General features: G+C 51.3%; 15 protein-coding genes. 12 read left to right on the forward strand and 3 right to left on the reverse strand.

The annotated features are described in order from the left end of the window. Positions 1-8 precede the first annotated feature (8 nt). Positions 9-962 (forward strand): flagellar hook-associated protein FlgL, encoded by a 954-nt coding sequence (gene flgL, locus AACS05_RS08975; protein WP_045441687.1) that lies wholly within the window; start codon positions 9-11, stop codon positions 960-962. Between the two features lie 78 nt (positions 963-1,040). On the opposite strand, the gene AACS05_RS08980 is transcribed toward flgL, so the two are convergent. Beyond that, positions 1,041-2,240 (reverse strand): MFS transporter, encoded by a 1,200-nt coding sequence (locus tag AACS05_RS08980; protein WP_045441690.1) that lies wholly within the window; start codon positions 2,238-2,240, stop codon positions 1,041-1,043. 21 nt (positions 2,241-2,261) lie between these two features. On the opposite strand from AACS05_RS08980, the gene AACS05_RS08985 reads away from it, so the two are divergent. Then, the gene (locus AACS05_RS08985; RefSeq protein WP_045441694.1) at positions 2,262-3,287 is read left to right on the forward strand and encodes a LysR family transcriptional regulator; all 1,026 of its coding nucleotides are present in this window, start codon (positions 2,262-2,264) and stop codon (positions 3,285-3,287) included. Positions 3,288-3,327: 40 nt separating this feature from the next. On the opposite strand, the gene rne is transcribed toward AACS05_RS08985, so the two are convergent. Then, positions 3,328-6,576, reverse strand: coding sequence for a ribonuclease E (gene rne / locus AACS05_RS08990; protein ID WP_045441697.1), 3,249 nt, complete (start codon positions 6,574-6,576; stop codon positions 3,328-3,330). 572 nt (positions 6,577-7,148) lie between these two features. On the opposite strand from rne, the gene rluC reads away from it, so the two are divergent. Next, positions 7,149-8,102 carry a 23S rRNA pseudouridine(955/2504/2580) synthase RluC gene (rluC, locus tag AACS05_RS08995; protein ID WP_167493963.1) on the forward strand — a complete coding sequence of 318 codons (954 nt, stop codon included), beginning with the start codon at positions 7,149-7,151 and terminating at the stop codon, positions 8,100-8,102. Between the two features lie 80 nt (positions 8,103-8,182). On the opposite strand, the gene AACS05_RS09000 is transcribed toward rluC, so the two are convergent. After that, on the reverse strand, positions 8,183-8,767 hold the full coding sequence (locus AACS05_RS09000) for a Maf family protein (RefSeq protein WP_045441703.1): 585 nt from the start codon (positions 8,765-8,767) through the stop codon (positions 8,183-8,185). A gap of 197 nt (positions 8,768-8,964) precedes the next feature. Between AACS05_RS09000 and yceD the strand changes: the two genes are divergently transcribed. The 9 genes from yceD (at position 8,965) to pabC (ending at position 16,269) form a co-directional block, all read left to right on the forward strand. Then, complete coding sequence (yceD, locus tag AACS05_RS09005) at positions 8,965-9,486, forward strand: 23S rRNA accumulation protein YceD (RefSeq protein WP_003036239.1); 522 nt, start codon at positions 8,965-8,967, stop codon at positions 9,484-9,486. Positions 9,487-9,502: 16 nt separating this feature from the next. Then, positions 9,503-9,676: a 50S ribosomal protein L32 gene (gene rpmF / locus AACS05_RS09010; protein ID WP_003036242.1), complete on the forward strand. Its 174-nt coding sequence runs from the start codon at positions 9,503-9,505 to the stop codon at positions 9,674-9,676. 123 nt (positions 9,677-9,799) lie between these two features. Beyond that, on the forward strand, positions 9,800-10,879 hold the full coding sequence (plsX, locus tag AACS05_RS09015; RefSeq protein ID WP_071828916.1) for a phosphate acyltransferase PlsX: 1,080 nt from the start codon (positions 9,800-9,802) through the stop codon (positions 10,877-10,879). Between the two features lie 77 nt (positions 10,880-10,956). Continuing rightward, positions 10,957-11,910, forward strand: a complete 954-nt coding sequence (gene fabH, locus AACS05_RS09020) for a beta-ketoacyl-ACP synthase III (protein ID WP_045441710.1) — start codon at positions 10,957-10,959, stop codon at positions 11,908-11,910. Positions 11,911-11,925: 15 nt separating this feature from the next. Continuing rightward, positions 11,926-12,855, forward strand: a complete 930-nt coding sequence (gene fabD / locus AACS05_RS09025; RefSeq protein WP_045441712.1) for an ACP S-malonyltransferase — start codon at positions 11,926-11,928, stop codon at positions 12,853-12,855. A gap of 12 nt (positions 12,856-12,867) precedes the next feature. Beyond that, entirely contained in the window at positions 12,868-13,602 is a 735-nt protein-coding gene (gene fabG / locus AACS05_RS09030) for a 3-oxoacyl-ACP reductase FabG (protein WP_005129017.1), read from the forward strand. A 154-nt stretch (positions 13,603-13,756) separates the two neighbouring features. After that, positions 13,757-13,993, forward strand: coding sequence for an acyl carrier protein (gene acpP / locus AACS05_RS09035; protein WP_000103754.1), 237 nt, complete (start codon positions 13,757-13,759; stop codon positions 13,991-13,993). An 86-nt stretch (positions 13,994-14,079) separates the two neighbouring features. Then, on the forward strand, positions 14,080-15,321 hold the full coding sequence (fabF, locus tag AACS05_RS09040) for a beta-ketoacyl-ACP synthase II (RefSeq protein ID WP_045441718.1): 1,242 nt from the start codon (positions 14,080-14,082) through the stop codon (positions 15,319-15,321). Positions 15,322-15,459: 138 nt separating this feature from the next. Then, positions 15,460-16,269: an aminodeoxychorismate lyase gene (pabC, locus tag AACS05_RS09045; protein ID WP_045441720.1), complete on the forward strand. Its 810-nt coding sequence runs from the start codon at positions 15,460-15,462 to the stop codon at positions 16,267-16,269.

Below are 16,269 nucleotides of genomic sequence, written 5' to 3' on the forward strand. Positions count from 1 at the left end.
GGGACTCAATGCGTATCAGTACCCAGATGATGTACCAGCAGAACATGCGTGGCATCACTAACTCTCAGGCCGAATGGATGAAGTTCGGCGAGCAGATGTCGACAGGCAAACGCGTAATTAATCCGTCTGACGATCCAATTGCTGCGTCACAGGCTATCGTGTTGTCTCAGGCACAAGCGCAGAACAGCCAGTATACGCTGGCGCGTACTTTCGCGACGCAGAAAGTATCGCTGGAAGAGAACGTGTTAAGCCGGGCGACGACGGCGATTACTGCTGCGCAGGAAAAAATTGTTAACGCCGGGAATGGCACATTAAGTGACGATAACCGGGCATCACTCGCCAAAGATTTGCAGGGGCTTCGCGATCAGCTGATGAACCTGGCAAACAGCACAGATGGCAATGGTCGCTATATTTTCGGTGGATACAAAACGGAAGCAGCACCATTTACTCAGACTAACGGCACCTATACTGGTGGAACGGAAAACATCACTCAACAGGTCGATGCTTCCCGAACGATGGTAATTGGTCACACTGGGGACAAAATATTTAACTCTGTGACTAGTAACGCTGTTCCGGAGCCTGATGGAAGCAAGCCGGAAACGAATTTATTCGTCATGCTGGATACGGCTATCGCCGCGTTGAACACGCCGATAGAAGGCGATGATGTAGCCAAAGCCAAGGCTGCTGAAGCGATTGATAAAACCAACCGTGGCCTGAAAAACTCGCTCAATAACGTCCTGTCCGTTCGCGCAGAATTAGGAACCCAACTCAGTGAACTGAGTTCACTGGATTCGCTGGGAGCAGATCGTGCATTAGGGCAAACCCAGCAGATGAGTAATCTGGTAGATGTTGACTGGAATGCGGCAATCTCTTCCTATGTAATGCAGCAGGCGGCATTACAGGCTTCTTACAAAGCGTTTACTGATATGCAGGGCATGTCGCTGTTCCAGATAAATCGGTAACAACCATTTTTGAAACATATCATGAAACTGGATATGTTTGTCTGCCCGCTCCATTCACACCCCGGTGCGGGCATTTTTTTAGGCTGTTTCCGTCCGACTAACCGGCACTTTACCAGTCATTCTTATCACCAGCGCAATAGCGCTACTGAGGGTCGCTAGCCCCACCACGCCTTGCCAGTTCGCCAGCGCGTAGACTTGACTTCCGAGAACTGAGCCCAGCGCCATACCGATAAACACTATAGTAAACAGCAGAGCATTCAGGCGACCCCGGGCCTGTGGTTCCAGGCTATAAACCAGATTCTGATGGGCCACCAGACTTGACTGTAATCCGAGATCAAAGCCTACCGCAGCAAAGGCAATCAGCAACCACTGACCTGGCACAGGTAAGACAGGTAAAAAGAACATAAGCGCAAAAGATAACATAACTAACAAAGCACCAAGTTGAGTGACTTTTTCGGCGCCGACTTTATCTGCGAGGTGACCGGCCACTGGTGCTGCAAGCGCACCAGCGGCGCCAGCGACGCCAAAAGCCCCTGCTACTGCACTGCCCATTTGGTAATGTTCGGATAACATGACCGCCAGTGTCGACCAGAAAGCGCTGAAGGCTATCGACAGGAAACCTTGTGCCAGCGCAGCACGGCGCAGTGCGGGGTAACGTTGCCAGAGCTGTGCCATTGAAAACATTAATGATGGATAGTTCAGTGTGGAATGCACCGTAAAGCGGGGCAGCATTCTCCACATGATTGCGGTAATTACTGCAATACTGACGGCTGAAAGTTGATACATTTCTCTCCAGCCAAATGCCTCGCCCACCAGGCCACTGACGGTACGCGAAAGCAGAATACCCAACAGAAGACCGGTCATAACGGTACCCACTGTTTTGCCCTGTTTTCCTTCAGACGCAAGGATAGCCGCGGCGGGAACAATATCCTGGGCCATTGTGGCTGCCATCCCCATCAGCAGACTGATCGGTAGCAGCGAATGAAGCTGTCCGGCAAAGCTGCATGCCAAAAGAAGTACGGCCAGAGAGACACTTTTCAGCAGGATTAATGTCCGCCGGTCATAGCGATCGCCCAGTGGTAATAAAAATAGAATGCCGAGTGCATATCCCGCCTGGGTCAGCGTCGGAATCAGTCCCATCCCGGTGATACTCAAGGCCAGATCCTGGCCCATCAATGGCAATAGAGGCTGGGCATAGTAGATAGCAGCAACGCTGAACCCAGCGCCCAATGCCATAACAAAAATGATCCAACGGGAGAGTGCGGTATGTGTGTTCACGAATGATTCCTCAATCACAAGATGTACGGCTATTTTTATCTTTCAGTGGGTGGTTCGGTAGCGAGTGTGGTGGTAAAACAGTTATACGTTTGGCGTATGGTGACTGCGGGAATGATTAAAACAGAACGTATAGACAGGGTTGAGCTGATGCGGACGTTTGTACGTATCGTTGAAGCGGGATCGCTCTCTTCGGCGGCAAAACAGATGGGTACAACCCAGGCAACTATAAGCCGGAGGCTGCAGTCTCTTGAAACATTGCTGGGCGTTAAACTGATTTTACGCACCACTCATGCGATGAAATTAACTGATGACGGTGAGCGTGGATATCATCACGCCAGGCATATTATTGATGCATGGCTGGCGCTGGAAGATGGTCTCAATGTTAAGGAAGACGACCCGGTAGGTACGCTTCGGGTACGGGCACCACATGCGTTCGGCCAGCAGCAGCTCCTTGAGCCGCTATTACAGTTTCTTTCACGCTACCCGCAGCTCTCGGTGGAGTGGATGCTCAATGACAAAACGGTTGATTTTCTCAGCGATAACATAGATTGCGCCATCAGAGTCGGGGCCGAGGTCGATCCGGCAACGGTCTCGGTATTACTGGCTGAAGTTCCCCGTAGCATGGTGATCAGTCCGAAACTGCTGATGCAGTATCACGAGATTACGCATCCTGAGCAGTTATCATCGCTGCCCTGGATCGCGCTAAGCACATTTTATCAACGTAGCGTGTCGTTGCTTCACCAACAGAACAATGAACCCTTTACGGTAAATATTTCTCCCAGGTTAAGCACGGACAGTATTTATGTTGCAAGAAATGCAGCCCTTGCAGGGCTGGGAGTGGCGATTGTTTCAAGCTGGATGGTAGAAGAGGATATTGTTCATGGGCGCCTGGTAGAGCTGTTACCAGACTGGCATGCAGCGCCACTGCCGGTTCATTTGGTGTACCCCTGGGCGCGCTATTATCCTACCCGATTGCGTAAATTTTTGGCGCTGATGAAGGATGTAATGCCACGACTGGCGGGAATGAAGCGCGTAGACGAGATATAAAAAAGCCGACCCGAAGGTCGGCTTTTGTGACGATTATGTCTTACTCAACAGGCTGTGGGCGCGTTGCTGGCGCTGTGGCCTGATGTGTGGCGCTATGCCCGCCTGCTGCACCTTTACCATCAAAGGCGAAAGCAGGGCGCTGCCAGTCGCTTTGACGCGGCGCTTCCGGCACATATTCCGGCGCAGGTGCGCGGGTCATTGGTGCGGTTGCATGGCTGTGGGCCGCCAGGATTTCCACAGTAGCAGGAGCGCTTGCTGTAGTGGTTTCTTCAGCCACCACGACGGGGGCAATAACGTCAACGTCATCTTTTGGTGCTTGAGCAACCGGTGTTTCATCAACAGTCTCTTCAACCACTTCTGGCTGGGAGACCGCGACTTCAACAGGCTCTTCGACAACTGGCGTTTCAGCCACTTCAGCGACTTCTGTAACAGGTTCGGCTTCTGAAGCAATTTTTTCAGCAACAGGTTCGTCGGATTCAGCGATGATCTGCGGTTGTTCCTCGACCGGCGCAGCAATAACTTCAGGATGCGTAGTTTCAACAACGGTAGCCTGAGGTTCAGCAACAATGGCTTCAGTCACAACCGATGCTTCCGCTACTGCTTCAACCACAGGTTCAGCTACGGTTTCAACGACAGCAGCAATGGCTTGCTGTTCAGCGACAACCGGTTGGACAGGTGTAACTTCCTGCTCGCGCTGCTCTTCAACATGCATATCCTGAGGACGCGCGACAGGGTAGCTGATCCACACTTTACCGGACGCTAATTCCGGAGAAGCACATGCAACAGTTAACGGCATCGGTGACTGAACCGGATAACGCTCGTCACGATAACGACGGCGACGTTGTCCGCTTACACGCAGATGGCGAGGAGAACGGCGGGAACGACGCGGCATACCGTTGGAATCGCGTGCTTCGCTGTTGTCTTCCTGCTCCGGTGCAACGACAGCTGGCAAATCAACTTTCGCCAGTTCGGTACGTTGGGCTGGTACAACTGGCGCAACCTGCTGAACAACTGGGGCTTCAGCAGCTATCGCTGCGGCAACCACTTCAGCTTCGACCGGCGCACTATCAGTGAAACGGACTTTCTGGTTTAACTGACGCTGTTTACGGCGGGTCTGAGGCTGGCGTACACGCTCTTCCTGTTCCGTATCCTGTGCCGGTTGTTCAGCCAGATTCAGTTCTTTAACTTCCTGCTGTGCCTGACGTTTATCATCGTTACGACGGCGATTGCGTTCACGGCGCGGAGCCTGCTGCTCGTCACCTGATTTCGCTTTGTCAGCGGCATCGTTAGACTGCTGGCGGTTATCACGTGTTTCAGCATTTTGCTGCTGCGCCTGGCGACGGTTACGGCGATTTTCATCGCGGTTCTCGCTGCTTTCAGCGCGCTCATTGCGGTTATCACGATCGCCACGGTTATCGCGATTATCACGGCGATCGTTACGGTCGCGACGATTGTTTTGACGTGGTTTGCGACGATCCTGCTGGCGTTCGGATTTCTCTTCAGCTTTCGGAGCTGGTTGCTCAACAGGTTTCACTTCGTCATTGCCACCGAAGATAGACTTCAGCGCGCCGAGGAAACGGCTAAACAAACCAGGCTGTGCGGCTTCAGTTGCGGTTGCCGTGGCTTTTGGTGCGGTAGCCGCTTTAACGGCCGGCTCCTGCAGAGCAGGCGCAGGCGGAACATCTGGCATTGCGAAGGTCGCAAGTGCCGGTTGTTCAGGCTGTTTACGCTCGACATATTCTTCTTCTGTCGGCAATGCCATCGCTTCTTCGTGCAGTTTCGGCAGCAGGTAACTCAGGGTTGGAGTCTCTTCCCCTTTACGCACGCGCAGTACGGAATAGTGCGGGGTTTCCATCTGATCGTTTGGCACGATCACACAGCGCACGCCGTTCTGGCGGGTTTCAATGGCATTGACCGCAGTACGTTTTTCGTTGAGCAGGTAAGACGCAATTGGCACAGGAACAATTGCGTGAACTTCCTGAGTATTCTCTTTCAGCGCTTCTTCTTCAATCAGACGCAAAATAGAGAGTGACAGCGATTCGTTATCACGCACGGTGCCAGTGCCGCTACAGCGCGGGCATACGTGATGACTGGATTCACCCAGTGACGGACTCAGACGCTGGCGAGACATCTCCAGCAGGCCGAAACGGGAAATATGGCTGATCTGAATACGAGCTCTATCCTGACGTACGGCTTCACGCAGACGGTTTTCTACCGCACGCTGGTGACGAACCGGAGTCATATCGATGAAGTCGATGACGATCAGACCGCCCAGGTCGCGCAGACGTAACTGACGAGCAATCTCATCGGCGGCTTCGAGGTTGGTGTTAAATGCGGTCTCTTCGATATCGCCACCGCGTGTTGCGCGTGCGGAGTTGATGTCGATGGCGGTCAGTGCTTCGGTGCTATCAATAACGATAGAACCACCGGAAGGCAGGCGGACTTCACGCTGGAATGCAGATTCAATCTGAGACTCGATTTGATAATGGCTGAACAGCGGAATTTCACCGGTGTAGAGCTTAATCTTGCTGCTGAAATCCGGACGACCTAACGCAGCGATATGCTGACGTGCCATCTCCATCACTTTCGGGTTATCGATGAGAATTTCACCAATATCCTGACGTAAATAGTCGCGGAATGCGCGAACAATTACGTTGCTTTCCTGGTGGATCAGGAACGGAGCAGGGCGGCTTTCAGCGGCTTTTTGAATCGCTTCCCAGTGTTTCAGGCGGAAACTCAGGTCCCACTGCAGCGCTTCGGCGGATTTGCCGACGCCTGCGGTACGCACGATAAGCCCCATACCATCAGGTAGTTCCAGGCTTGCCAGCGCTTCTTTTAATTCGGTACGGTCATCGCCTTCAATGCGACGAGAGATACCACCCGCGCGTGGGTTATTCGGCATCAGAACCAGATAGCTGCCAGCCAGACTGATAAAAGTGGTCAGCGCAGCACCTTTATTGCCGCGTTCTTCTTTATCAATCTGAACAATTACTTCCTGGCCTTCGCGCAACACATCTTTAATGTTTGGACGACCATGGGAGTTGTAGTTTGCGGGAAAGTATTCGCGGGCAATTTCTTTTAACGGGAGGAAACCGTGACGTTCAGCGCCGTAATCAACAAAAGCAGCTTCCAGGCTCGGTTCAATACGGGTAATTTTGCCTTTATAGATGTTTGCTTTTTTCTGCTCGTGTCCAGGACTTTCGATATCCAGATCGTACAGACGCTGCCCATCTACAAGGGCGACACGCAACTCTTCCTGCTGAGTTGCGTTAATTAACATTCTTTTCATCGTAACTTACTCATTATTCTTACATTGACGACTAAGCTGCGGGCAGAGTAATGCCTTTCCGGGTGTGAACCGATGGCCTCGTGTCTATTCGCGTCGCCAACCTCACGGTTATCGTCAGCTCAAAGAGGCGCAGAGTGTCGGTTGCCTGTATTTCATACGGAAACACAGCGCAATTATCAGGGGAACAGTCTGGGAAAACTCTCCAGAGAAGCTTCCTTTTACCGGTAAGGACTGCAACCCGCAGCCCGCTAACTGCCTGAAAGATCAATACGTCTTACGCCATTGCTGCGTTGATGATCGGTCGGGCAAAATTGGGTCATTCCGGAAAAGTTCTTGTTTTAACAAGATTCAACACGGAGACGACCACATTATTCCACTGCTAACCTTGTTATAGCAAGATGACTTTTGCCATTTATCACCCGGTTACTCACAGTTTTTGCACTTCCGCAGAGTGATTGGTTTAATAACCATCAAATTGGAACTGTCAAACTTAAGTAATAGGGTATAGCAGTTAATATAAGCATAGAAAAATGTGTGGCGCGAATCTTGATGGCTATTTAAAATCGGCCCCCATGAAAACAGAGACTCCAGCCGTAAAAATAGTTGCCATTACTGCCGATGAAGCAGGGCAACGCATCGACAACTTTTTACGCACCCAGCTCAAAGGTGTGCCGAAAAGTATGATTTATCGCATTTTGCGTAAAGGCGAAGTGCGGGTGAACAAAAAACGCATCAAACCCGAATATAAGCTCGAAGACGGGGATATTGTGCGTATACCACCTGTGCGCGTGGCTGAGCGTGAAGAAGAAGCTATTTCACCGCATCTGCAAAAAGTTGCGGCGCTTACTGATGTCATTTTATATGAAGATGACCATATTCTGGTGCTCAACAAGCCCTCAGGCACTGCTGTGCATGGCGGCAGTGGGTTAAGCTTTGGCGTGATTGAAGGCTTACGTGCGCTACGTCCCGAAGCGCGTTTCCTCGAGCTGGTGCATCGCCTCGACCGTGATACCTCAGGCGTGCTGTTAGTTGCCAAAAAGCGTTCAGCGTTGCGTTCGCTGCATGAGCAACTGCGGGAAAAAGGGATGCAGAAAGACTACCTGGCGCTGGTAAGAGGTCAGTGGCAGTCGCATGTCAAAGCCGTGCAGGCACCGCTGTTAAAGAATATTTTACAAAGCGGTGAGCGTATTGTGCGAGTTAATCAGGAAGGCAAGCCATCGGAAACGCGCTTTAAAGTAGAGGAGCGTTATGCGTTTGCCACTCTTGTACGCTGTAGCCCTGTGACCGGGCGTACGCACCAGATTCGTGTACATACACAGCATGCAGGGCATCCGATTGCGTTTGACGATCGCTATGGCGACCGTGAGTTCGATAAACAATTGGCTGGCACGGGGTTGTCCCGACTCTTTCTGCACGCTGCAGCATTGAAGTTTACCCATCCAGGCACTGGTGAAGTTATGAGAATTGAAGCGCCGATGGATAAACAGCTGAAACGCTGCCTTGAGGTGTTACGTAATAAAGCCTGATAGAGCTTTGCTTATCAGGCCTGTGGGGAGTGTTTCGTTGTGGGCCTGATAAGACGCTTTAGCGTCATCCGGCCCGTCAACTAGGCCTTCAGTGGGTTCATTTCTTCCCGGCGCAACATCTGGCACAGCGCTATCAGAGGCAGACCAATCAGCGTGTTAGGGTCGCGACCTTCCAGACGCTCGAAGAGAGCAATACCTAGCCCTTCACTTTTAAAACTTCCGGCACAATGTAGCGGACGCTCTTTGCGCACATAATCTTCTATTTCTGTTTCGCTTAAATGACGAAAGTGGACATCAAACGGTTCGACTTCGGTTTGTAAATGTCCGTTCGCGGAATTATAAAGTGCCAGCCCGGTATAAAAAGTGACAATATTGCCACTGGCTTTAGCTAATTGTAGTCTCGCTTTTTCTTCTGTTAACGGCTTTCCGGTTATTTCTCCATCAAGCACACAAATCTGATCTGAACCAATAATCAGGTGCGAAGAAAAACGGTGGGCAAGGGATTGCGCCTTCTCCTGTGCCAGGCGTAATACCAGATGTCGAGGTGTTTCGCCGGGTAACGGTGTTTCATCAACCTCAGGTGCTGCACATTCGAATGGGATAGCCAGTTTTTCGAGCAATGCGCGACGCCAGGGAGAGGTAGACGCAAGAATCAGTTGAGGCATATTTTTTCCCCCGCATATAGCGTAATGATGAGAGCCATTTTAAACTATGGACTTCGTCCTTCAAGCTGGCTGCGATGGCTTGTCTTGATCGATTTTAAGTCGATGACCCGCAATGTGTGCGAATTATTGGCAAAAGGCAACCTCAGGCTGCCTTTTTCTTTGACTATATGACGTTACAAAGTTAATATGCGCGCCCTATGCAAAAGGTAAAATTACCCCTGACTCTTGATCCGGTTCGTACGGCTCAAAAACGCCTCGATTATGAAGGTATCTATACTTCTGATCTGGTTGAGCGCGTCGCCGATTCTGTAGTCAGTGTGGACAGTGATGTGGAATGCTCCATGTCGTTCGCGATCGACAACCAACGCCTTGCGGTTATAACCGGCGATGCAAAGGTATCGGTTACGCTCGAATGTCAGCGTTGCGGGAAACCGTTCCCACTTCATGTTCACACAACATATTGTTTTAGTCCTGTCCGTTCAGACGAGCAGGCTGAAGCACTCCCGGAAGCGTATGAGCCGATTGAGGTTAACGAATTCGGTGAAATCGATCTGCTTGCAATGGTTGAAGATGAGATTATCCTCTCCTTGCCGGTAGTTCCGGTGCATGATTCTGAACACTGTGAAGTGTCCGAGGCGGACATGGTCTTTGGCGAATTGCCTGATGAAGCGCAAAAACCAAACCCATTTGCCGTATTAGCCAGCTTAAAGCGTAAGTAATTGAGGAGTAAGGTCCATGGCCGTACAACAGAATAAACCAACCCGTTCCAAACGTGGCATGCGTCGTTCTCATGACGCTCTGACCGCAGTCACCAGCCTGTCTGTAGACAAAACTTCTGGTGAACAACACCTGCGTCACCACATCACTGCCGACGGTTTCTACCGTGGCCGTAAGGTAATCGCTAAGTAATCACGCTATTGCTCGACGGACTTCGCACTTCTGTGAGAAAGATGAAGAGTACAAGCGTGATGAAGCTTAGTGAGGCTTTCCCCGGGTAACTGGGGAAACACCTAACCGGGCAGCGACGATACCTTGACACGTCTAACCCTGGCGTTAGATGTCATGGGGGGAGATTTTGGCCCTACCGTGACAGTGCCTGCAGCACTGCAGGCACTGAATTCTAATTCGCAACTCACACTTCTTTTAGTCGGGGATCCCGATACAATCACGCCATTACTTGCCAAAGCTGACTTCGAACAACGTTCACGTCTGCAGATGATTCCTGCTCAGTCAGTTATTGCCAGTGATGCCCGGCCCTCGCAGGCTATCCGCGCCAGTCGTGGAAGCTCAATGCGTGTTGCCCTGGAGCTCGTGAAAGAAGGTCGAGCACAAGCCTGTGTGAGCGCCGGTAATACGGGCGCACTTATGGGACTTGCGAAGTTATTACTCAAACCCCTTGAGGGGATTGAGCGTCCTGCGCTGGTGACGGTATTACCTCATCAGCAAAAGGGCAAAACGGTGGTACTGGATTTAGGTGCCAACGTGGATTGCGACAGTAATATGTTGGTGCAATTTGCCGTCATGGGTTCCGTGTTGGCAGAAGAGGTGGTTGGGATTGCCAATCCTCGGGTCGCATTGCTCAACATTGGCGAAGAAGAAACCAAGGGTCTCGATAGCATTCGGGACGCTTCTGCTGTGCTAAAAACAATCCCTTCTATCAACTATATCGGCTATCTTGAAGCCAATGAGTTGCTGACCGGCAAAACTGATGTGCTGGTTTGTGACGGCTTTACAGGTAATGTCACATTAAAGACGATGGAAGGTGTTGTAAGAATGTTCCTTTCACTGCTGAAGTCTCAGGGTGAGGGCAAAAAACGGTCGTGGTGGCTGCTGTTATTAAAACGTTGGTTACAAAAAAGCCTGACGAGGCGATTCAGTCACCTCAACCCCGACCAGTATAATGGCGCCTGTCTGTTAGGATTACGCGGCACGGTGATTAAAAGTCATGGTGCGGCCAATCAGCGAGCATTTGAAGTCGCGATAGAACAGGCAGTGCAGGCGGTGCAGCGACAAGTTCCTCAGCGAATTGCCGCTCGCCTGGAATCGGTATACCCAGCTGGATTCGAACTGCTGGACGGTGACGAAAGCACAAATTCGCGGGTGCACAGATAACAGTGTGGTCGTGAATGAAGTCAACGTACCAGTGATTTGCTCGTGGCGGTATATAACCAAAAAGTGACTGAGCGTACATGTATACGAAGATTATTGGTACCGGCAGCTATCTGCCTGAACAAGTGCGTACTAACGCCGATTTGGAAAAAATGGTCGAGACATCTGATGAGTGGATCGTCACTCGTACAGGTATCCGTGAACGCCATATTGCAGGGCCAAACGAAACAGTTGCGACGATGGGCTTTGCCGCCGCAAACCGCGCTATTGAAATGGCCGGCATCGATAAAGAACAAATTGGTTTGATCGTGGTAGCTACCACGTCATCAACGCACGCATTTCCAAGTGCAGCGTGCCAGATTCAAAGTATGCTGGGAATTAAAGGCTGCCCGGCGTTTGATGTCGCTGCGGCTTGCGCTGGCTTTACCTACGCGCTGAGCGTTGCCGATCAATATGTTAAGTCAGGCGCGGTGAAACACGCTCTGGTAGTCGGTTCTGATGTGCTGGCGCGTACTTGCGATCCAACCGATCGTGGGACGATCATCATTTTTGGTGATGGTGCGGGCGCAGTGGTACTGAGCGCCTCAGAAGAGCCAGGCATCCTCTCTACACATCTGCATGCTGATGGGCGTTACGGAGAATTGCTGACGCTGCCTAATGCCGATCGTGTGAACCCGGAAAACTCGATTCATCTGACGATGGCGGGTAACGAAGTATTTAAAGTCGCAGTTACCGAGCTTGCTCACATCGTTGATGAAACGCTGGAAGCAAATAATCTTGACCGTTCTGCGCTGGACTGGCTGGTACCACATCAGGCAAACCTCCGCATTATCAGCGCAACAGCGAAAAAGCTGGGTATGTCGATGGATAATGTCGTGGTAACGCTGGACAGACATGGCAATACGTCCGCCGCTTCCGTACCGTGCGCACTGGACGAAGCTGTCCGTGACGGGCGCATTAAAGCAGGGCAACTGATATTGCTTGAGGCCTTTGGTGGTGGATTCACCTGGGGCTCCGCGCTGGTTCGTTTCTAGTATAAGGATTTAATCATGACGCAATTTGCATTTGTGTTCCCGGGACAGGGTTCTCAAACCGTTGGGATGTTGTCTGAAATGGCAGCAGCTTACCCATGCGTAGAAGAAACTTTCGCTGAAGCTTCAGCAGCGCTGGGCTATGATTTATGGGCACTGACTCAACAGGGGCCGGCGGAAGAACTGAATAAAACCTGGCAGACACAGCCGGCACTGTTAACCGCCTCTGTCGCGCTGTATCGCGTTTGGCAGCAGCAGGGCGGTAAAACGCCTGCACTGATGGCAGGGCATAGCCTGGGTGAATACTCTGCACTGGTGTGTGCGGGTGTCATCAATTTTGCTGATGCCGTACGTCTGGTTGAACTGCGTGGTAAATTCATGCAGGAAGCTGTACCGGAAGGCACTGGGGGCATGTCTGCTATCATCGGTCTGGATGACGCATCCATTGCGAAAGCGTGTGAAGAGTCAGCCGACGGTCAGGTCGTTTCTCCGGTAAACTTTAACTCACCGGGTCAGGTGGTTATTGCCGGGCATAAAGAAGCTGTTGAACGTGCAGGTGCCGCCTGTAAAGCTGCTGGCGCTAAGCGTGCACTGCCGTTGCCGGTTAGCGTGCCATCTCACTGTGCGCTAATGAAGCCTGCGGCTGATAAACTGGCCGTTGAGCTGCAGAAAATCACTTTCAACGCACCGACTGTACCGGTTGTTAACAACGTTGACGTGAAATGCGAAACAACAGCAGATGCCATCCGCGACGCGCTTGTTCGTCAGTTATATAGCCCAGTTCAGTGGACCAAAACTGTTGAGTTTATGGCATCCCAGGGCGTAGAACACCTGTATGAAGTTGGCCCGGGTAAAGTCCTCACCGGCCTGACGAAACGTATTGTTGACACCCTGACGGCTTCGGCACTGAATGAGCCGGCGGCGCTGTCTGCGGCACTTTCGCAATAAAAGAGGAATATCATGAGTTTTGAAGGAAAAATCGCGCTGGTAACCGGTGCAAGCCGTGGCATTGGCCGCGCAATTGCTGAAACACTTGTTGCCCGTGGCGCGAAAGTTATCGGTACTGCAACCAGCGAAAGTGGTGCGCAGGCCATTAGCGATTACTTAGGTGCAAACGGTAAGGGTCTGATGTTGAATGTGACCGATCCTGCATCTATCGAATCTGTTCTGGGAAATATCCGCGCAGAATTTGGTGAAGTCGATATTCTGGTCAATAATGCCGGGATTACTCGTGATAACCTGTTAATGCGCATGAAAGATGACGAGTGGAACGATATCATCGAAACCAACCTGTCATCTGTTTTCCGTCTGTCAAAAGCGGTAATGCGCGCTATGATGAAAAAGCGTCATGGTCGTATTATCACTATCGGTTCTGTGGTTGGTACCATGGGAAATGCGGGTCAGGCTAACTACGCTGCGGCGAAAGCGGGTCTGATCGGCTTCAGTAAATCATTGGCGCGTGAAGTTGCGTCCCGTGGTATTACTGTAAACGTTGTTGCTCCGGGCTTTATTGAAACGGACATGACGCGTGCGCTGTCTGATGATCAGCGTGCGGGTATTCTGGCACAGGTTCCTGCGGGTCGCCTTGGTGGCGCTCAGGAAATTGCCAGTGCGGTTGCATTTTTAGCTTCTGACGAAGCAAGTTACATCACTGGTGAGACTTTGCACGTCAACGGCGGGATGTACATGGTTTAACCACGATGAAAAAGATTTGCGTTATTCTAGGGATTAGCCTCAAAATAACGTAAAATCGTGGTAAGAACTGCCGGGATTTAGTTGCAAATTTTTCAACATTTTATACACTACGAAAACCATCGCGAAAGCGAGTTTTGATAGGAAATTTAAGAGTATGAGCACTATCGAAGAACGCGTTAAGAAAATTATCGGCGAACAGCTGGGCGTTAAGCAGGAAGAAGTTACCAACAATGCTTCCTTCGTTGAAGACCTGGGCGCGGATTCTCTTGACACCGTTGAGCTGGTAATGGCCCTGGAAGAAGAGTTTGATACTGAGATTCCGGACGAAGAAGCTGAGAAAATCACTACCGTTCAGGCTGCCATTGATTACATCAACGGCCACCAGGCGTAAGTGAACATCTCCAGGCGGTCATTCGACCGCCTGAGTTTTATCTTTTTATCCCACTTGAATCATTTTTCCCTCCCTGGAGGACAACCGTGTCTAAGCGTCGTGTAGTTGTGACCGGACTGGGCATGTTGTCTCCTGTCGGCAATACCGTAGAGTCTACCTGGAAAGCTCTCCTTGCCGGTCAGAGTGGCATCAGCCTGATCGACCATTTCGATACTAGCGCCTATGCAACGAAATTTGCTGGCTTAGTAAAGGATTTTAACTGTGATGACATTATCTCGCGCAAAGAACAGCGCAAGATGGATGCCTTCATTCAATATGGAATTGTCGCTGGCGTTCAGGCCATGCAGGATTCTGGCCTCGAGATTACGGAAGAGAACGCTCACCGTATTGGCGCCGCTATCGGCTCCGGTATTGGCGGTCTCGGTCTTATCGAAGAAAACCATACCTCACTGGTAAACGGTGGACCGCGTAAGATTAGCCCGTTCTTCGTTCCGTCGACGATTGTTAACATGGTGGCTGGTCATCTGACCATCATGTATGGTCTGCAAGGACCAAGCATCTCTATCGCGACCGCCTGTACTTCAGGCGTGCATAACATCGGTCATGCTGCACGTATCATTGCATACGGCGACGCAGACGCGATGGTCGCGGGTGGTGCAGAAAAAGCCAGTACGCCGCTGGGTGTCGGTGGTTTTGGCGCAGCACGTGCGCTGTCTACGCGTAATGATAACCCGCAAGCGGCGAGCCGTCCGTGGGACAAAGAGCGTGACGGATTTGTGCTGGGTGACGGTGCGGGCATGGTTGTACTCGAAGAGTACGAGCATGCAAAAGCGCGCGGCGCAAAAATTTATGCTGAAGTGGTCGGCTTTGGGATGAGCAGCGATGCTTACCATATGACGTCACCACCGGAAAACGGTGCAGGTGCTGCACTGGCGATGGTTAACGCATTGCGTGATGCGGCTATTGAACCTGGTCAGATTGCCTATGTTAACGCACATGGCACATCCACACCGGCAGGCGATAAAGCTGAAACCCAGGCAGTAAAATCTGTCTTTGGCGATGCTGCACGTAGCGTAATGGTCAGTTCGACCAAATCCATGACCGGACACCTGTTAGGTGCGGCGGGTGCTGTAGAGTCAATTTTCTCTATTCTGGCGCTGCGCGATCAGGTTGTTCCACCAACCATCAACCTGGATAACCCGGATGAAGGTTGTGACCTGGACTTCGTGCCGCACGAAGCGCGTCAGGTTAGCGGTATGGAATATGCGCTGTGTAACTCCTTTGGTTTCGGTGGTACCAACGGTTCCTTGATCTTTAAAAAGATCTAAGTGCCTGCAGGTGATGCGTTAGCGTCCTTGCCAGATGAAAAAAAGGTCCGCTTGTCGGACCTTTTTTTATTCGATTTTCTGCCCTTGTCCTGGGTTACTCATCCTGCCAAACTAGCGGACCACGAATAAGGAGCCACCATGTTCTTAATTAATGGCTGTCAGCAGGATATGCTGGCTGCGAGCGATCGGGCGACGCAGTTTGGTGATGGCTGTTTCACCACGGCGCGAATTATCGACGGTAAAGTTAGCCTCCTTGCGGCGCATCTCCAGCGTTTACAAGACACCTGCCAAAAATTGCTGATCTCCTTCGAGAAATGGCCCGAACTGCAACGGGAAATGGAAATGTTAGCAGCAGCCCATGCCCGTGGTGTACTGAAGGTGATCATCAGTCGTGGCAGCGGAGGTCGAGGCTACAGTGGCGCCAACTGCCATAGTGCCAGCCGTATCCTCTCTGTTTCTGCCTGGCCTGCACATTATGATTGCTGGCGAGAGCAAGGAATCACCCTCGCGTTAAGCCCCGTCCGTCTGGGGCGCAATCCAATGCTTGCCGGACTGAAGCACCTAAACCGTCTGGAACAGGTGCTGATTAGGTCTCATCTTGAGCAGACAAACGCCGATGAGGCTCTGGTCCTTGACAGCGAGGGATGGGTTACGGAATGCTGTGCGGCTAATTTATTCTGGCGTAAAGATAATGTGGTTTACACTCCCCGCCTGGATCAGGCAGGTGTAGATGGCATTATGCGACAATTCTGTATGCGAGTGCTGGCACAATCTCCTTTCCAGATTGTCGAAGTAAATGCCCGGAAGGAGGAGGTTATGCAGGCTGATGAGATGATCATTTGCAATGCGTTAATGCCTGTTATTCCCGTGCGTGCATGTGGCGACATACAGTTGTCTTCACGTTTATTATTCGATTTTTTAGCCCCACTTTGTGAGCACCCAAATTAG

Origin of the sequence: Citrobacter sp. S-77 (assembly GCF_963864895.1) — a bacterium.
Taxonomy (GTDB): domain Bacteria; phylum Pseudomonadota; class Gammaproteobacteria; order Enterobacterales; family Enterobacteriaceae; genus Citrobacter; species Citrobacter murliniae.